This is a genomic window from Actinoplanes sp. NPDC049802, assembly GCF_040656595.1.
Classification (GTDB): Bacteria; Actinomycetota; Actinomycetes; order Mycobacteriales; family Micromonosporaceae; genus Actinoplanes.
In genome coordinates this window covers 47,190-64,610 of the sequence record NZ_JBFAMR010000046.1, presented here as the reverse complement: position 1 = coordinate 64,610, position 17,421 = coordinate 47,190, and the positions used below count along the sequence as shown (strand labels likewise).

At 70.4% G+C, this 17,421-nt stretch carries 16 protein-coding genes and 1 pseudogene; 10 read left to right on the top strand and 7 right to left on the bottom strand.

Annotated features, from left to right (window positions below):
* Positions 1–16 precede the first annotated feature (16 nt).
* The 3 genes and pseudogenes from AB0I88_RS27455 to AB0I88_RS27445 form a co-directional block, all read right to left on the bottom strand.
* A pseudogene (locus AB0I88_RS27455) lies at positions 17–697 on the bottom strand (pectate lyase); the annotation flags it as partial.
* 219 nt (positions 698–916) lie between these two features.
* Entirely contained in the window at positions 917–1,405 is a 489-nt protein-coding gene (locus tag AB0I88_RS27450; protein WP_361030514.1) for a CAP domain-containing protein, read from the bottom strand.
* A 93-nt stretch (positions 1,406–1,498) separates the two neighbouring features.
* Positions 1,499–2,779 (bottom strand): MFS transporter, encoded by a 1,281-nt coding sequence (locus AB0I88_RS27445; protein ID WP_361030511.1) that lies wholly within the window; start codon positions 2,777–2,779, stop codon positions 1,499–1,501.
* 113 nt (positions 2,780–2,892) lie between these two features.
* On the opposite strand from AB0I88_RS27445, the gene AB0I88_RS27440 reads away from it, so the two are divergent.
* The 8 genes from AB0I88_RS27440 (at position 2,893) to AB0I88_RS27405 (ending at position 13,096) form a co-directional block, all read left to right on the top strand.
* Complete coding sequence (locus AB0I88_RS27440) at positions 2,893–4,143, top strand: APC family permease (RefSeq protein WP_361030508.1); 1,251 nt, start codon at positions 2,893–2,895, stop codon at positions 4,141–4,143.
* A 733-nt stretch (positions 4,144–4,876) separates the two neighbouring features.
* Positions 4,877–5,191 carry a CU044_2847 family protein gene (locus tag AB0I88_RS27435; protein WP_361030505.1) on the top strand — a complete coding sequence of 105 codons (315 nt, stop codon included), beginning with the start codon at positions 4,877–4,879 and terminating at the stop codon, positions 5,189–5,191.
* Positions 5,124–6,443: a serine protease gene (locus tag AB0I88_RS27430; protein ID WP_361030502.1), complete on the top strand. Its 1,320-nt coding sequence runs from the start codon at positions 5,124–5,126 to the stop codon at positions 6,441–6,443. Before AB0I88_RS27435 ends, AB0I88_RS27430 begins: the two co-directional genes overlap by 68 nt.
* Entirely contained in the window at positions 6,437–7,381 is a 945-nt protein-coding gene (locus AB0I88_RS27425) for a MoxR family ATPase (protein ID WP_361030499.1), read from the top strand. The genes AB0I88_RS27430 and AB0I88_RS27425 overlap by 7 nt, the downstream gene beginning before the upstream one ends.
* The gene (locus AB0I88_RS27420; RefSeq protein ID WP_361030496.1) at positions 7,378–8,550 is read left to right on the top strand and encodes a hypothetical protein; all 1,173 of its coding nucleotides are present in this window, start codon (positions 7,378–7,380) and stop codon (positions 8,548–8,550) included. Before AB0I88_RS27425 ends, AB0I88_RS27420 begins: the two co-directional genes overlap by 4 nt.
* Positions 8,547–10,517, top strand: coding sequence for a hypothetical protein (locus tag AB0I88_RS27415; RefSeq protein ID WP_361030493.1), 1,971 nt, complete (start codon positions 8,547–8,549; stop codon positions 10,515–10,517). The genes AB0I88_RS27420 and AB0I88_RS27415 overlap by 4 nt, the downstream gene beginning before the upstream one ends.
* A 645-nt stretch (positions 10,518–11,162) precedes the next feature.
* Entirely contained in the window at positions 11,163–12,395 is a 1,233-nt protein-coding gene (locus AB0I88_RS27410; RefSeq protein ID WP_361030490.1) for a histidine kinase, read from the top strand.
* Positions 12,392–13,096 carry a response regulator transcription factor gene (locus tag AB0I88_RS27405; RefSeq protein ID WP_361030487.1) on the top strand — a complete coding sequence of 235 codons (705 nt, stop codon included), beginning with the start codon at positions 12,392–12,394 and terminating at the stop codon, positions 13,094–13,096. Before AB0I88_RS27410 ends, AB0I88_RS27405 begins: the two co-directional genes overlap by 4 nt.
* Here AB0I88_RS27405 and AB0I88_RS27400 read toward each other — a convergent pair.
* Positions 13,090–13,407 carry a DUF6223 family protein gene (locus AB0I88_RS27400; protein ID WP_361030484.1) on the bottom strand — a complete coding sequence of 106 codons (318 nt, stop codon included), beginning with the start codon at positions 13,405–13,407 and terminating at the stop codon, positions 13,090–13,092. The genes AB0I88_RS27405 and AB0I88_RS27400 overlap by 7 nt on opposite strands.
* A gap of 838 nt (positions 13,408–14,245) precedes the next feature.
* Between AB0I88_RS27400 and AB0I88_RS27395 the strand changes: the two genes are divergently transcribed.
* Together AB0I88_RS27395 and AB0I88_RS27390 are read left to right on the top strand one after the other, a co-directional pair.
* Positions 14,246–14,602, top strand: a complete 357-nt coding sequence (locus tag AB0I88_RS27395; protein ID WP_361030481.1) for a hypothetical protein — start codon at positions 14,246–14,248, stop codon at positions 14,600–14,602.
* Positions 14,603–14,678: 76 nt separating this feature from the next.
* Complete coding sequence (locus AB0I88_RS27390; RefSeq protein WP_361030478.1) at positions 14,679–15,110, top strand: helix-turn-helix transcriptional regulator; 432 nt, start codon at positions 14,679–14,681, stop codon at positions 15,108–15,110.
* Positions 15,111–15,251: 141 nt separating this feature from the next.
* Here AB0I88_RS27390 and AB0I88_RS27385 read toward each other — a convergent pair whose 3' ends face one another.
* The 3 genes from AB0I88_RS27385 to AB0I88_RS27375 all read right to left on the bottom strand — a co-directional run bounded on the left by AB0I88_RS27385 (position 15,252) and on the right by AB0I88_RS27375 (position 17,390).
* A complete protein-coding gene (locus AB0I88_RS27385; protein WP_361030475.1) occupies positions 15,252–15,683 on the bottom strand; it encodes a hypothetical protein in 432 nt (143 codons plus the stop codon).
* A gap of 225 nt (positions 15,684–15,908) precedes the next feature.
* The gene (locus AB0I88_RS27380; RefSeq protein WP_361030472.1) at positions 15,909–16,496 is read right to left on the bottom strand and encodes a TetR/AcrR family transcriptional regulator; all 588 of its coding nucleotides are present in this window, start codon (positions 16,494–16,496) and stop codon (positions 15,909–15,911) included.
* Between the two features lie 18 nt (positions 16,497–16,514).
* Complete coding sequence (locus tag AB0I88_RS27375) at positions 16,515–17,390, bottom strand: oxidoreductase (protein WP_361030470.1); 876 nt, start codon at positions 17,388–17,390, stop codon at positions 16,515–16,517.
* Between the last annotated feature and the right edge of the window lie 31 nt (positions 17,391–17,421).

Genomic DNA, 17,421 nt, shown 5'->3' with positions numbered 1-17,421 from the left:
GTCAAGGCGGAGGTCTGTTGCCGGTGTCGGTCTCGCTGGAGCCGATCAGCCCGCCGCGGCCGGAGTTGCGCAGGATGCTGTAGGACAGCGTCACGTATTCGACGTCGTTCTTCATGTCGAAGAGACCGTCGAAGCCTTCGGACTCGCCACCGGACGCCTCGAGGGTGGCGTGGTCGACCCAGACGTTGCGGACGGTGCTCTCCATGCCGATGGCGTCGCCGCCGTTGGACAGCGGGGAGCCGGACTTCTTGACGTTCTTGACCGTCACGTTCTGGATGATGATGTTGCTGGAGTCGCGGATGTGGATGCCGAGCTGGTCGAACGTGGCGCCGGCCCCGACACCCACGATCGTGACGTTGCTGATCTCCTTGAGCTCGATCCGGTCGGCGGCGGTGTTGCAGCTGTCGCCGGACACCTTGGTGGTGTTGCCGTGGTTGATCGTGCCCTCGACCTGGATGATGATCGGCGTGTCACTGCTGGCCCGGGTGCACAGCGCGGTGTGGATCTGGGTGCCGGTGGTGGCTTTGACGGTGGCCCCGCCGGCGCCGCCGGTGGTGCCGCCGTTCTGACCGGCGAACCCGTCGGCCACGCTCGCCGCCGCCGACGCCTCGTGCTGCGGCAGGCCCAGGGCGATCGCGCCGGCCGCGCCGGCCACGCCCAGAACCGCGGAGAGCCGCAGAGCGACTGATCGTCTCATCTCGCTTCACCTGTTCTCGCGCATCGGGGTGCGCGCATGGGGGATGGGCGGCGGGTGGAACGCTGGGGATGACCGCCGCGGAGCGCCTCTAGATGCGGGAAAGCGCTTTCCTAGGCGAGAGGATAGAGCGATCGGAGTGAATGTGGCAAGCGTCCCGGTGCGGGAACGCGGCTACGCCCCAGCCGCAGGGGGATCGGCTGGGGCGTAGCGGTTCCGGGATCAGTACCCGAAGTTCTGCGTGTAGTACGGGGCTCCGTTGGCGGCGTACACGACACCCACACCGACGGTCTTGGACTTGCAGTTGAGGATGTTGGCGCGGTGGCCGGGACTGTTCATCCAGCCGTCCACGACGGCGGAGGCCGTGCGGTAACCCCAGGCGATGTTCTCGCTGGACGGCTTGGCGTAGCCGGCGGCCTTGACGCGCTTGACGAAGTTCGAGCCGCCGGAGCCGGTGTGCGAGAACTGGCGGGTGCGGGCCATCCAGGCGCTGTGACCGCGGGCGGCGGTGGTCAGCTGGGCGTTGACCTTGGTGGCGGCGCAGCCGTGCCGGGTGCGCTGAACGTTGGTCAGCCGGTTGATCTCGGTTTGCAGGGCCTGCTCGGTCGGCTTCGCCGGGGCGGCCTCGGCCGGGGACGCGATCATGACGGCGCCGGCAGCGGCCGGGGTGATGAGGGCGGCCAGGGCGAAGCGGCGGAGAAGCTGGCGCAAGAGGTGATCCTTCCATCGGCTTTCCCGCTGTTCGCGGGCTCACCGTTGACTTCGGCCCACCTCCGGCCGCGGTGATTGCCGTGCCGGTGCGCGTCAGTCGCCGTCCGGTTGCCGCCCTTCGAACCCGTTTCCGGTACGCGGAGAGCCACCGACCGTGACCTGCTCCCCGCAGCCGTGCGGGACCGGGATGCGCCTTCTCCTGAACAGAGCCGGGCCGAAACCGATCAGGGCGGCCAGCAATGCCAGCCCGGCCGCGATAGACGGTGTGAGATAGCCGTTGCGGGCACCCGCCGTCTCCACCGCCCAGCCGCCGATCGACGCGCCCGCCGAGACGCCGATCAGCAGGCCCGTCATGGTCAGGGTCATGCCCTCGTTGATCCGCGCCGGCGGCACCAGCTCCTGCACCAGCGTCATGCTCGTGATCAACGTGGGCGCGGTCGCGAACCCGGCGACGAACAGCACTCCGGCCAGCGCCCACAGATTCGCCGCGAGCAGCACCGGCTGGATCAGCACGGCCATCGCCGCCACACAGATCAGGAAACGGACCGCCGCCGCGCCGCGGACCCGGAGCGTCCCGAACGCCAGCCCGGACACCGCCGATCCGCCGGCGAACAGGCCGAGGATCACGCCGGCGGCAGCCGGGTGCCCGAGCGACTCCGCGTACGCCACGGTGACCACCTCGACGCTGCCGAACAGCGCACCGGTGAACAGGAACGTCACCGCGATCTCCAGAACGCCCCGCTCCCGCAGCGGCGACCGGCCGCGCTCCCGCACCGCGTGCACCTTCGGCTCGGTGCGCCGTTGCGCGGCCAGCGCCAGCGAACCGGTCACGAACAGCACGACCGTCACGGTCAGGCCGGCCTGCGGCGCCACCGTCGTGCACAACAGGGCGGCGATCACCGGGCCGGTCATGAAACACAGCTCGTCGACGGTCTGCTCCAGCGCGTTCGCGGTGTGCAGCAGGTCGGGCCGGTCCCGGTACAGGGCCGCCCATCTGGCCCGGACCATCGCGCCGACGTTCGGGTTCGCGGCCGCCACGATGTTGGCGGCGAACAGTGTCCACACCGGAGCACCGGCGCCCGCGCACAGCACCAGCGCTGCGGCGCCGGCCGCCGAGAACAGGGCGGTCGGCACCACCACCCGGGACTGCCCGTACCGGTCCACCCAGCGGGCGATCCACGGCGCCAGCAGGGCGGTCACCACCAGGCCGGCGGCCGAGACCGAGCCGGCCAGGGCGTACGAGTCGCGCAGCGACGCCACCATGATCACGATGCTGACCCCGAACATCGAGATCGCCATCCGGGCCGGCAGGGCGGCGAACGTGAACGCGATCGCGCCCGGCGCCGCGAACAGATGGCGGTATTGCGAGAACAAGGGTGGCTCCTTCGGTCGGCACAGGCCCGCCGATGCTCGTCGTTGCCCGCCGGGGTGTCATCCGAATTACCACCTAGGATGAGTCAAACCGATTTGATGGAATGGGAGACCTGATGTCGGGCACCCTGGCACGGCGGCTGGACACCAAGGACGCGGTCGTCATCGGCCTCGGCTCGATGATCGGCGCCGGAGTGTTCGCGGCCTTCGGACCCGCCGCCCGCGCCGCCGGAAACGGCCTGCTCATCGGCCTGCTCATCGCGGCCTTCATCGCCTACTGCAACGCCACCGCCTCCGCGCAGCTCGCGGCCGTCCACCCCACCTCCGGCGGCACCTACGTGTACGGGCGGGAAAGACTCGGACCCTGGTGGGGTTTCACCGCCGGATGGGGCTTCGTCGTCGGCAAGACCGCCTCGTGCGCGGCCATGGCGCTGACCGTCGCCACCTACGCCCTGCCCGGGCCGTGGTGGGCGCAGCGGGCGCTCGCCATCGCCTGCGTGATCGGGCTGGCCGCCCTCAACTACCGCGGCGTCACGCGTACCGTCCTGATGACCCGCGTCCTGGTCGGCACCAGCCTCACCGCGCTCGCCGTGGTCGCCGCCGGCATCGCCCTCGGCGGCGAGGCCACCGGCGCCCACCTGGGCGGATGGGCCGGGGTCGGCGCCTACGGCGTCCTCCAGTCGGCCGGCCTGCTCTTCTTCGCCTTCGCGGGCTTCGCCCGCATCGCGACCATGGGCGAGGAGGTACGCGACCCGGCGCGTACCATTCCCCGCGCCATCCCGCTCGCGCTGTTCCTGGCCGTGGCCGTCTACGTGATCGTCGGCGTCGCCGCGCTGCTCGCCGCCGGCCCGGAACGTCTGGCCGCGTCGACCGCCCCACTCACCACGGCCGTCGAGGCGGCGGGCGCCGGATTCCTGTCACCGGTCGTCCGGATCGGCGCGGCCCTGGCGTCCCTCGGCGCGCTGCTCGCCCTGATCGCGGGCATCGGGCGTACCGGGCTGGCCATGGCCCGCGAACGTGACCTGCCCACCTGGCTGGCCGCCGTCCACCCCCGCTTCCAGGTCCCGCACCACGCCGAGATCGCTCTCGCCGTCGTGGTCTGCGCCCTGGTCGCGACCGTCGACCTGCGCGGCGTCATCGGCTTCTCGTCGTTCGGCGTCCTCGTCTACTACGCCATCGCCAACGCGTCCGCCTTCACCCAGCCCGCCGGGCAGCGCCGGTGGCCCCGCTGGCTGAACGCGGTCGGGGTCGCCGGCTGTCTCACCCTGGTCGCCACCCTGCCCTGGCAGTCCGTCGTGGCCGGAGTCCTGATGTTCACCGTCGGCCTGGCCGGCCGCGCCGTCGTCCTCGCCGCCCGGGCCCGCTGACCCCTCGCGTGGCCACACGCGCCGCCGTATTCCCTACGCCATCGCCGACCCCCATCGGCCTTCAACCAGCCGACCGCCGCCGGCCGGTCCTGCCTGCTCAGCGATCGGACTTGTCGGGCCGACCGCCCCTACCGGCGACGACCGCGTCACAGCGGAGGTGGATGGGATGGGACTCGGATGACGATGGGCCGGATGACTCGGATGCCGGATGACGCCGTGTTGCCCGGCCGGCGAGCGGAGGGCCGACGTCCAGGGCGATGTGTGCTTTGAGAACGTGACACCCGTGGTGGGTGTGATGACACCCGTTGCGGGTGTCATGTTTTCCAGGACACATATAGCCGTGATCCGTGTCCCGTCTCCTCGGATGGGGGTGGGTTCGTCGCTGGGTGAGCCGCGAACCTGTGATCGTCGCGGCGGTTCCGCGTTTCGGATGGTCGATGCCATGCGGTGGCGTTCAGGGGCAGCGTCAGGGGCTACCGGCGGTCGCCGGGGAGTCATCGCGGCCGGCCGGGCCCTTCGCGCCGGTTCGCCGATCGAGGTCACCCCGATTCACGCCTCGGCGATAGAGCCGATGTGATGGGCTGACACTTTCCGAGCCGCAGGAACGGACGAGCGGTGCGGGGGACATCGATCGGTTGACTCCCTGCGGCTCCCCCGATCGGGTCTGCCGTCGCTTGTGGATCCGGCGATAGGGTGTGGCTCCCATCACCGGAGCGTAGAGGAGCCGTCTTCCGTGACCGAACCGACTGATGTGCCCGACTCGGTGTCCGTGCAGGTCGTCGATGTCTCCAGCGGGCGGCAGATCTCCTGGGGCGGCAACGCGGTCGAGCGACTGAGCGATCGGCTCGGAGACGTGCGGGCCGCGATCATTGCCGGGGCCGGCGCCATCAACATCGACTTCGACACGCTGCCGGCGCAGCATGGCTGGGAGGTCGGAGAGGTGTCAGCGACCTTCGGCGTGACGCTGGCGGCCGAGGCCGGTGTGGTCCTGTCCAAGGCCGCCATGGAGGCGACCTTCGAGGTCACGGTCACTCTTCAGCGAAAATGATCGACGGCGGGTCACAAAGGGAAATCACGACCTGGGCAGCGGGTTCTGTCTGGCGGACCGGATCGTCGCCACCGCCGCCCACGTGGTGAAGGACCACCCCGCCGCCGACCTTACTTTCGTCACGTCCGCCGGCGCGCACGTCGAGGTCGAACGGGTACAGGTCGACAAGCGGATCGACACGGCGCTGCTGTGGGTACGGCGGTCTCTAGCGGTCAAGGCGCAGTTCGGGCACGCGGCCGACCGGACGGCGTGGACGGTGACGGCCCGGCCGGAGGCCGGCGCGGCCCGGCTGACGGGCACCGTCTCCGCGGTCGATCATCTGATGACCAACCCCGACGGCCACGACATGCGCGTCCTGCAGCTCCACGTCGAGGAAGGCCTCGGGGAGTTCCACGGCTACTCCGGCAGTGCCGTGTGGGCTCGCGGCAACATCGTCGGCATCCTGGTTGAGCAGGTGCGGCAGCGGATGCGGGTGATGGGGAAGCCGCCTGCCGCCAACGTGCTGTACGCCATCCCGATCGGCCGGGTCGTCTCCCGCTTCCGGCTCGGTGTCCCGGTCCGCCCCGCTGAGGAGGCCTCGCCCGCCCTGCACCTGCTGGACACCGCGCAGTTCGACATGGACCCGCTCAAGGACGCGATGCTCAGCGCGCTGCACGGCCGCGACGACGGTGTGTTGGCGTTTGGGCTGCCCAGCGTGGATCTCGACGTGCTGATGAACCTGTGCGCCTGGCTGCCCGGCTACATTGGAGAGACCGCCCAGAAGAGCATGCTCACGGTGCTGCCCGAGGTCATGTCGATCGAAACCATGGAACGGTATGTGACGCGGTATGCCAGGGAGCTGGAGACCAGCAACGTGGTCTGCCCGATCTCGGTGCACAACGTCGACACCGCGTTCGTCGACGAGCTGTGGAAACGGATCAGGGCGGCCTGCGGCAACCCGCGCCACCGACTCGTGGTCTTTCTCGCCGGCCGGCCCGCGACCGGCTTTCCAGACCACGTCGAGGAACTGCCGGCCCCGGCCGTGCGGGAGCAGGACATCGCGGACTGGGCCAGCGACGTGGTGGCGCTGCGCCGGTGGCCGTCATCGCTGGCCGGGCCATGGACTGCGGAAATCGTGAAACGGTCCTCCGACGAAGGCCGTGGCCTGGACATGCGGCTCACCTACGAGACCCTCAACGACTACATCGAGCGGGTTCGCCTGCAACCGGACGCGCTGCTCAGCCATCTCGAGGAGCTGGAGCTTCGGTGCTGACCCGACACACCGCAGACCTGTCCGTCCGGTTCACCGGAGTCTCTGGGCTGCCCGCCGAGCGGATGATCGAGGACGCCTGGGCCGACCCGATCGCCCCAGCCGACCCGGAGCTGGTGGCGGTGCCGAAGGAGCCTTACGTCGCGGGCTCCGACTTGGAGAACGCCGTCAACCTGGCGATCGCGCTGGGCCGCCCGCTACTACTGCAGGGCGACCCGGGCGCGGGCAAGACCCGGCTGGCACACGCCGTCGCCTACGGCCTCGGGCTGCCCCTGGAACAGGCCTACATCAAGTCGACGAGCCGTGGGCAGGACCTGCTCTACACCTTCGACGCGGTTCGCCGACTCTATGATGTGCAACTCGACGGCGCCCGCGACGACTCCCGCTACGTCAGGCTCGGTCCGCTTGGCCGGGCCATCGCCCGCGCCGGGCACGGCCGCCGGTCGGTGGTGCTGATCGACGAGATCGACAAGGCCGACATCGACTTCCCGAACGACCTGCTGCGCGAGCTGGACCAGCTCAGCTTCGAGGTGGCTGAGCTACCTGGGACGCGGTACACGGTGCCGGCCGGGCAGAACGCGCTGCGGCCGATCATCATCGTCACCAACAACGAGGAGAAGGCGCTGCCCAGCGCATTCCTGCGACGCTGCGTCTTCCACTACGTCCGGTTTCCGGACAATGCCGCCGACCTGGATGCGATTCTGGACCTGCACGGCATCGCCAAGGGCGAGCTCAGCGACAACGCCGTGAACGTGCTGCTCGGGCTGCGAAAACTGGACCTCGCCAAGAAGCCGGGGCTCAGCGAACTGCTCGACTGGATCGGCTACCTGCAGGCCACCGGCACCCCGGCGGCCGACGTCGGCCGCCTGCCGGCGTCCGGCGCCCTCCTCAAACAACACTCCGACCAGTTGCGGGCCGCCGATTGGCTGGCAGGCAGGTGACATTCACACCTCCCTTTCTGTACGACCTGATCGACCAGTTACGGCGGCGGGGACTACAGATCGGGGTGGACGACTGCCTGGACCTGCAGCGGGCACTGTCCGCCGGATTCGGGCTGGCGTCCGGGGCGGACTTCCGGCGGCTGTGCCGGACCCTGTGGGCCAAGTCGGCGGCCGAAGCGGAGATCGTCGAGGCGGCACTGGCCCGGGTGGAGGCGCCCGAGTGGTCGAGACCGGCGGCCGGCACGGTGCGGTCCGGCAGCGGCGACGAGACTCCGGACGGCGAGGACAGCGACGGGAGCGCCTCGGCCGTACCGGAGAAGGAAGGCCTTGACCCGGACCCGGTGGGGCCCGCACTGCTCGGGATGCCGGGGCTCGTGCATCTGCCGCCGCGGACCGGGCGGCACGACACCAGCCTGGTGCTGACCCCGCAGTATCCACTGACCAGCCGCGAGATCGTGCAGGTGTGGCGGACCCTGCGCCGCCCGCTCCGGCAGGGCCCGCCGGCCGAACTCGACGTCGACGCGACCCTGACCCGGCGCGCCAGCCGTGGGGTGGTGACACCGCCTGTGCTGGTTCCGGCGCGCCGCAACACCGCACGGCTGCTGCTCCTCCTCGACCGGAACGGGTCGATGACCCCGTTCCACGATTATGTCGACCACGTCCGAGACGCCATGCAGCGGGCCGGGCGCCTCGACGTGGTGACCGTCGGGTATTTCCACAACACCGTCGGCCGCAGCGGCAGCCGGCCCGTGCTGGCCCGGCTGCCCGACCCTTTCAGCCCAGCGCTCGACCCGGTGCTCGACGACATCGGGACACTGGCCGACGGCCGCGTCTACCGGGACCCGCAGCTGACCGAGCCGATCGGCTTGGCGACCGTGCTGGCCGGGACCACCCGGGCCACCAGCGCGGTGATCATCAGTGATGCCGGGGCGGCTCGCGGCGGACTCGACACACCCCGTCTGCTCGACACGATAGCGCTGATCAAGACAGTGCGGGCCATGGCCGGCGGGCTGGTGTGGCTCAACCCGGTCAGCCCGTCCCGCTGGACCCGCAGCAACGCCGGGCAACTCGCCCGGCATGTGCCGATGTTCCCGCTCAGCCGGACCGGGATGTACAGGGCCGTCGACGTGCTCCGCGGCCGGCCGGCACCACTGGAACGCCCGCTGTGAGCACCGACCCGCTGCGCCGGCTGCCGCGTGGGGCCGCTGACCTGGCCCGGCACGCGGCTGTGCCGGTCGCGATCGACGCGCGGTTCCTCAACCTCCTGCGGGTCAACTTCTTCCTCGACCCGCCGGCGCCGCTGCCATACGAAACCGAAGCCGACCTGCTGCTGTCGCCGGTGTTCCGGGAGATCGGCGACGGACTGTACGAGATCGATCCAGCCCTGCGGGGCTCCCTGCTCGGTGAGCTGTCGGCCCGGTTCGGCCGGGAACGGCTCGGGCGGGTGGCAGCGCTGCTGGAGCAGTACACCGACCGGTCGGTGGCCTGGCGCGCGCTGCCCGAACTGGAGAACGCGCAACGTCTCACCGCGCTCAACCTGCTCGACCCGGCCCGCGCCGACGCGTGGCTGCAGCAGCGCAAAGCCGAGTCAGCGCGGGGTGCAGCGGTGCTCGGGCACAGCTGGTTCGTGGCGATGGAGAGCCGACTGCGGCAGCAGCAGAGCGCGCTGCAACCGGCCGACACCCCGGACAGCCCCGGGGTCACCGTCGCGATCCTGACCACCTCGACAGCGGAGGCGGTGATGATCACCCGAGTGCTGGTCGAACCGGCCCGGCTGCCGGTGTCGGGAGCCCTCCTCTGCCAGGTGGGAGTGGTGCCGAGCGGAAGCCACCCGGACGGGCGGCACCGGGTGGTGCTCGCCAACATCCGCGGCCGGGAGGTCTCCGGACCCGCAGTGGTCGACGAGCTGATCCGCGAGTTCCCCGAGCTGCGGCTGGTGATCGTCACCGGCACGCTGCGGACCAGCCGCAAGTCCCCCGGCTACGAGGTCGTCGTGGGGAGACGGGTGCTCGTGGCCAGCGGCACGGCACCGGAGGTCACGGGGATCGACGAGGCGCTGCTGACGGCGGCCTCCTCGAAGGACCTGTTCAACAGCATCATCCGGCCACTGACTGTAGGCAACGAGCCGATCAGCCTGCGGGTGGCCACATTCGCGGGTCCGGGGGTCACTCCAGCCGGATCGGACGCCGACGGTCTCGTCTTCGACACGACCGGTCCACGGATTGCGGCGGCGGCAGCGGCACGCGGGCTCAGCTGGTTCATCGTGAAAGGGACGCCGGTCAAGACGACCGCCACCGAGGTCGTCGCCGACTACCTTCGGCTACTGCTGACCTCGACGGGATCGGTGGGTCGACAACTCGTTGCACCGAGCACGGAAGCGACGGCTGAGCCGGGATCGACCGACACCCTCTTCTTCCGGGTCTCAGTGGACGGTACACAACGACACCTTTGTAAGATCGAGTGCTCGGTCCGGGAGGGGCCGGCCCTTCGGCATGTGCCCGAGCTGTCCACCACCGTGAGCCGCCGGGACGTGCCGACGTTCATCGCCCGCAACACCGACCAGTACGCCGTCGCATTCGGTTCCGCCGAACCGCTGCGGGTCGAGGTGTTCCTGCCGGCCGAACTGCTGAACCTGCCTATCCCGTCGGCCGCGCCGAACGGAGTGCCACTGGGCGCCGCACACGTCGTGGTGGTGCACAGTCTTGACCGGATGCGAGCCGCCGGGGAGACACAACACCACTGGCATGCCCGCTGGGCCGCCATCGAGTCCAGCCCCAGGCCGCGGGCCATCACCTGGCCGAACCTGGAGGGGCGGATCCATGCGGACCTGACCGTCGATCGTGTCGTGCTGACCGCGCCACCGAGTACGGAGGCGGGGGCGCGCGAATTCCAGGCTTCACTGCGAGCAGGCGTGCCGGCAATCTTCTGGAACCGTGACCCAACGGGCGACCCGGCAGCCGACGAGATCATCACGCAGTTGTCCGGGGAGCCGCTGGGCACCCTGCCGGAGCGTCTGCAACTGCTGCGTGCCGCGAACGCCGCGGACCCCACCAGATATGCGTCGATCCGCAACGTGGCCCTGGTGTGGGACGACCCCGCCATTGTTCTGCCGGCTATCGACGGCTCCGGCCGATAGCCGGTGCAGGGTATTCGGTGAGCCAGGGCTCGAAACCGTCGAGAGGCGCGCCGGTCAAGGAATGCCGTCTGCATGCGCAAACGCTGCTGCGGACGGGTCTTCACCGGTCTTGGATCACCGTCGCGCGCCATGGAGTCCTTGATCCAGGCCCGATCTCCGCTATCGAACACCCGTGTGGTGCGGTCCGGCGGCCCGGGACCAGACCGGATATGCGCTGGTAGCGAGCCCTTCTTAAGGGGCCGGCAGAGTCGGCGGTCAGCGCACACGCAACGACCTCCGAGGTCACCCACCCGCGTCATGACGACAGCCCGGCCACCCGGACGGAGCACCATGAGCGTCCACCGACCCGGACAGCGCGGGCAACGGACGGGAGCGGGCCGGTCGGTCGGCGAGGCCAGCCCTGACAGCCAGCCGGAGTGGATCATCGGTCGGTGCTGCTGTCGGCGGCTGGGCGCCCGCTTTCGAGCGCGCCGAGTGGGTGCGGTTGGGCCACGTACAGCTCGAACGGCGCGGGCATGGCTTCGCCGGAATCGGCGAGTGAGGTACGGAGGCCGGTCGCCGGGCTCGACTGGGCGATGGTGGAGTGGTTCGGGCGGCCGCGGTTCGGGGCGTCGCCCGATGCGGGGCTGGGCTAGGCTCCCGGGTATGGCTGGGTGGCGGTTGCGGGGCCGGAGCGCCGACGCCGTCCTGGTCGCCGCCGTCGCGCTGATCGGTGTGACGGGGCTGCTGGTGCAGTCGCGCGGCATCGGCACCGTTGCCGAGTGGGCCGCGCTCGCCGCCGTACTGATCTCGGCCTTTGGGTTGATCTTTCGCCGGCGTTCTCCGGTCGCGGTGGGCGTGGTGGCGCTCGGGGCGGTCGCGGCCTACGGGTTCCTGCTGCAGCAGCCGGGGCCGATCATGCTGGTGTTCGTCGTGGCGCTCTACACCGTCGTCGACGAGGGCCATCTGGCGATGGCGATCGGGCTGGGGGCAGCCTCGGTCCTGGCCTTCGCGGCCGCCGACAGCTACACAAGGGACGGCATCTCCGGCAACGGGGCCACGTTCCTGCACGCCGGCTGGCTGGTCGCGGTCATCGTCGGGGTGACACGCAACCGGCGCGCCTATCTCTCCGCGGTGGCGGCGCACGACCGAGCGGCGGGGGAGCGGGCCGAGGAACAGGCACGGCGCCGGGCCGCCGACGAGCGGCTGCGGATCGCCCGCGAACTGCACGACATCCTCGGCCACCACCTGTCGCTGATCAACGTGCAGGCCGGGGCAGCGCTGCACCGGCCCGATCCGCAGCGGTCGGAGCAGGCGCTCACCACGATCAAGGAGACCAGCCGGGAGACGTTGCGCGAGCTGCGCGCCACCCTGAGCGCGCTACGGCAGGACGGTGCGGCGCCGTTGGCCCCGCCGCCCGGCCTGAACAGTCTGGACGTGCTGGTCGCCGCGGCCGCCGGCTCCGGGTTGCGGATCGACCTCGACGTCACCGAGACCCGGCCGCTGCCGCCGGACGTGGATCTGGCCGCCTACCGGATCGTCCAGGAGGCGATCACCAACGTGACCCGGCATGCGGCCGCTGCCCAGGCCATCGTCCGGATCCGGCCGGACGGCGACGACGTGCTGGTGGAGGTCGACGACGACGGCAGCGGGGTGCCGGGCGCTTCGGGCGACGGGATTTCCGGGGTGCCGGGCGCTTCGGGTAACGGGATTTCCGGGGTGCCGGGCGCTTCGGGTAACGGGATTTCCGGGGTGCCGGGTGGTTCGGGCAACGGCATCCTCGGGATGGAGGAGCGGGCGCGGGCGCTCGGCGGGAGGCTGGCCACCGGCCCACGGCCCGGTGGCGGATTCCGGGTGAGCGCCCGGATTCCGCTGAGCCCGGACCGGGTGCCGTCGTGATCAGGATTCTGCTGGCTGACGACCAGACGCTGGTACGCGCCGGGTTCCGGTCGATCCTGGCGGGCGAGGATGGCCTCGACGTCGTCGGTGAGGCCGGTGACGGGCAGGCCGCCGTCCACCTGGCCCGGGAGCTGCGGCCGGACGTGGTGCTGATGGACATCCGGATGCCGCGGCTGGACGGGCTGGCCGCCACCCGCGAGATCACCGGCGGCACCGAGGCGCGGGTCATCATGCTGACCACATTCGATCTGGACGAGTATGTCTACGGCGCGCTGCGCAACGGGGCGAGCGGTTTCCTGGTGAAGGACACCGAACCGGACGAGCTGATCCATGCCGTCCGGGTGGTCGCCCGTGGGGATGCCCTGATCGCGCCGGCGATCACCCGCAGGCTGATCGCCGAGTTCACCGCCCGTGCCGCCCATCCGGACCCGGGTCCACGGCTGAGCGCGCTGACCGACCGGGAGCGGGAGGTGCTGGCGCTCGTCGCGGCCGGGCTGTCGAACGACGAGATCGCCGCCCACCTGGTGCTGAGCCCGGCCACCGCGAAGACCCACGTCAGCCGGATCATGACGAAGGCGCGGGTACGGGACCGGGCTCAGCTGGTGATCCTCGCGTACGAATCGGGCCTGATCGTGCCGGGCTGGATGGCCGTCACGGATCGCACGAGTCGCAGTGGACGCCCGCGGGCGGTCCCTCAGTGACCACGTGCGCGGGTCATGGCCAGTCCGCCCAGTACGAGGCTGATCGTCCCGAGCAGAACGGCGAGGTAGGCGCCGCCGCGGCCGTTGCCGGTGCCGATGCCGCTGTCCGACGTGGCCACCACGATCGCGCCGCCGATCAGCGCGAACACGGCGGCCGCCAGTGAGAGGATCGCGGGCCGCCGGCTCGTGCGGGCCAGGGCCCGGCCCCCGGCGATGACTCCGGCCAGCCCGGCGGCGGCGGCCAGGCCGGCCCCGATCCGGCCGCCGCTCATGGCGTACACGTCGGCGGCCAGTACTTCTTGAATCCCCATGACGGTCCTCCCCGATAGCGGTTACCAGGGCAGCGTAGGTTTCCGAACCGTCACGGAGCGTCATGCCGGGGTTGGGATCCGGCGTACCACCGGGGTGGTAGGCCGGCCGTGCGGCGTACCACTGGGGTCGTCCCGCCCGGTGATCAGTTCCTGATCACGCGGACGCGAGTTCCATCAGGGAATTCACACGTGTACACCGTGGTCATTGGCAATGAACACTACTGCGCGAGACGTTGGTATTTCCGTGCGGGATCGCTCCATTGTTTCGTGCGGCGAATAGCGTGATCCTTCCGGAGCGAAATTCCAGGAATTGCCGATCATCGTTCCCGGATTGCATCGGCCGTTCGGTCGACCGCCACTCGTCCACTCGATGTACGCAGTCCGGCCAGGTATACGGGGTTCACAAGATTCTCCGGCATGCTAGTTGATCTTGATGGGTCTTGGATGCTTAATCGATCGCTAGCTCAATGTGACCGAATCGCGCCGAATTCCTCTACGGAATGTGAGTGTTGACCAAAGGAATTCCGGCTTAATGTCCTAATTGGTGCAATCGGGCCAGTCGTGTTTCCCAGTCCTGCGGTACAGGCGTGCAATTTTGTGAAACCCTGTAGGGCCGTTCGGTGGGAAAGAATGCGCCGCAACGACGTACGGATGGTTGAAGATGTGTGTGCGACCTGATTCGCCGGCAGCCCATCAGCAAGTCGTTTCGGTCCTTCTCCCCGGAGCGGGGGTGTGGTGCTTTTCAAGCGCCCGGACCAGCAAGAACAGGGGCGGAGGAGATTCCTCCGCCCCTGCGTCCCGAACTCGGGACGAGAACTCGGAGTACGTAGGAGTCGACGTGGTCCTCGCAGACCCCCCACAAGATCCACCCGCTCCACCCGGCGGCGGCAACCGGCACGCCTGGCCCGCCGTCGTGATCGCGGTACTGGTGCTCGCAGGCGTCCTCGCCATGCTACTCACCGGTCATCCCCTCGAGGAGGCGCTGATGCTCGGCGGTGGGGTGACCCTGCTCGGCGTGACGCTGGCCCGCCGGGTGCTGGCCGGCGCCGGCCCAATGCCGACCGTGGTGCTGGCCGCCGCGGTGGCGGTGTTCGCCGGCGTCCTGGTCATCCGGGGGTACCTGGTGGCTGACGTGGCCGTCGCCTGTGGACTGACCGGACTGGTCGCGGGCGAGATCGTCGGCCGTTACCTGTGACCGGCACCCCCAGCTGAGAAGGGAGAGCGGGTCCGGTCGCCCCGGGGCGACCGGACCCGCAGAGGGCGTTTTCACCATGGTCACCGAGGATGATCAAGACTGTGGAGCGCTACAGGTGCTGCTGCGCCGGCTGCGGCTGGCCCATCAGGCGGCGCAGCGGCCGACCTACCGCATGATCGGCAACCACGCCGGACTGTCGGCGTCCACCATCTGCCGGCTCTTCAACGCGGTGAGGCCTCCGGCCTGGGACAACCTCGCCCGGGTACTGAAAGCGCTCGGCATACCCCCGGCCGAGATCGAAGCGGACTGGCGCGAACTCTGGCTCGGCGCCGAACACGACGCCAGCCCGATCCCGGTCTCCCTGGTGGAGGGACTCGCCGCGCCGGGCCGGGAGCACTGCCATGAGTGCGGGACGTGGATCGCCGATCCGGCCGTCCATGACCGGCTGCACCAGCGCCTCGACCGGCTGGAGCACCTGGTGCGCGCGCTCACGGCCGTGCCGCTGTGACGGGGCTCGTTCATCCTGCCGCCATCGGTGGCGTACCCACGGGTAAGTCGTTTTCCCGAAGTGCCCGGTTTGTCAGCGGGTCTTCCGTCACTCGATCCCGCTGCTGCTCGGCCGGTCGTCGCCCCCTCGGGGCCTTGCTGCTCAGGCGCCGTAGAGGTGGCGGCGCACCAGGTCGTCCTTCTCCAGGATGGTGTCGACGATCTTCCAGAATTCGGCGATCCGCGGATGCGCGAGCCCGTCGACGCGGCTGAGCTTCTGCCCGAACATCGGATCGTCGGGCGCTGCCGAACCCCCGTCCACCAGGGTGGCGGCGGGCGCCGGGGAGCCCTGGACCGGGCCGACGCGGCAGCCGAACGTGATGTGGTCGTCGGTCCGGCCCTCACCCCAGGTGCCGAGGATCGCGTCGATCCACGCCTCGTGGATCCCGTCGTGGTGGTAGCAGCTGGCGAAGTAGACGGCCACCGCGTCGTTGTCGTCGTGGACGAAAGCCCACGTCCGGTCGGCGGTGCTTTCACAGCACTGGCAGACGAACTGCCCGCCTTTGCGGCTCTCCTCGTCGATCACAAGATTCACGGGCGCAACCCTACGCGGGTGGCTGGATCACCGACAGTTCCAGGGGCGCGGCGCCGGACACCCTTTGGGCAGGTCAGTGACGAGCACACCGGGCGGGCGCCGCATCGTTCGGCTACGTGCCCGGTACGCCGGATCCGGCGCGCCGCGTAGATCGTCCGGCCGCCGGGGCGTGGCCGACCGGGGAATGCCGACGCCGGCTTCCGCGGCACACCGTCACAGTGACGCTCACCAGCGCACCCCGAGAAGCGGCCGGACCACGTCGTCGACCAGGTGCGCCACCCATCGATCGTCCAGCGGCAGACCGGTGAGCAGCAGCCGGTGCCACAGCATCGCCTTGCACACCTCGACGACGGCGCCGACGTCGGGCGGTCCGGGCAGGTCGCCGCGGGCGACCGCGCGGTCGAAGACGGTCTCCGCCTCGGCCGTGCCGGTCGCCAGGACGTGCTCGTGCAGCAGCCGGCCCAGCGACGGATCGGCCCGGATCGCCGACAGCAGGGCCAGCACGTACGGGTGCTTGCGCTCATACAGCCGGGAGAAGGCGGTGAGGGCCACGATCAGGTCGCCGCGCAGCGAGCCGGTGTCCGGTAGCGGCGGGTGCTCCGCCATCATCCCGTGCAGGGCGGCCGTGACCATGGCGGGTTTGCCGGCCCACCGGCGGTAGATGGTTGCCTTGCTGGCCCGGGCGCGGCGCGCCACCTCGTCGATGGACATCCGGTCGTAGCCGACCTCGGTCAGCAACTCCCGGATGGCGTCGAGGATGGCCTGCTCACGCACCGGGTCCAGACGGTGCTGGGCGGCGGGGGACTGGGGCAAACCGCCCTCCAAGACGGATCACTGCTGGACGAACGTACCGTACCGTACGCCGGTGAGCTCCTCGGAGATCGTCCACAGGCGCCGGGCGGCGTCGTCGTCGCGGCCCTGCGGCGCGATCTCGGCCTTGGCCGGCTTTCCGCGGCGTTCGCCGAAACCGTCCGGGCCGTAGAGGTCGCCGGATCGCACGTCCGGGGCGGTCGCGGCGTGCAGCGACGGTAGGGCGCCCGCCTCGGCGGACTGCGCCGACAGCCGGGCCACGGCGATCAGCAGTTCCCGCAGCGGCCGCCCGGTGCGGGCCAGATCGGTGTGCGCCACACCGGGATGGGCGAGCACGCTCGTCAACGGGGTGCGGCGGCCCAGCTCCCGCGCGAACAGGACGTTGGCCAGCTTGGACTGGCAGTAGGCGCCGATCTTGGAGTAGCGGCGCTCGCCCATCAGGTCGTCGAAGTCCATGCGGCCGCGCCGGTGCAGGCCGCTGGTCACCGTCACGACGCGGGCGTCCCCGGCGGCGAGCAGAGCGGGCAGGAGCAGGCCGGTGAGCGCGAAGTGGCCCAGGTGGTTGACGCCGAGCTGACGCTCGAAACCGTCGGTGGTCACTGCCCGCGGCAACGCCATCACCCCGGCGTTGTTGATCAGAAGAGCCAGTCGATCGTACGCGTCGCGAAAGCGCTCGCTGAACCGCCGGACCGAGGTCAGGTCGCCCAGATCGAGCTCCCACCAGGCCGTTTCCGGGCTCTGCCCGGTCTGCTCCGCGCGGATGCGCGCGGCAGCCGCCTCGCCGCGGGCACGGTCGCGCGAGGCGATGATCACGCCCGTCCCGCGTCGTGCCAGCTCCAGCGCCGTGTGGAAGCCGATGCCCCCGGCCGCCCCGGTGATCACTGCGATGTCTGCCATGCCGTCTCTCCCCACTGGATTGGTGTACGAA

What these genes read in the sequence shown, in the direction of transcription:
- AB0I88_RS27440 (WP_361030508.1), top strand. Translation starts at nt 2,893, where the DNA reads ATGTCGGGCACCCTGGCACGGCGGCTGGACACCAAGGACGCGGTCGTC.
- AB0I88_RS27410 (WP_361030490.1), top strand. Translation starts at nt 11,163, where the DNA reads ATGGCTGGGTGGCGGTTGCGGGGCCGGAGCGCCGACGCCGTCCTGGTC.
- AB0I88_RS27400 (WP_361030484.1), bottom strand. Translation starts at nt 13,407, where the DNA reads ATGGGGATTCAAGAAGTACTGGCCGCCGACGTGTACGCCATGAGCGGC.
- AB0I88_RS27390 (WP_361030478.1), top strand. Translation starts at nt 14,679, where the DNA reads ATGGTCACCGAGGATGATCAAGACTGTGGAGCGCTACAGGTGCTGCTG.
- AB0I88_RS27375 (WP_361030470.1), bottom strand. Translation starts at nt 17,390, where the DNA reads ATGGCAGACATCGCAGTGATCACCGGGGCGGCCGGGGGCATCGGCTTC.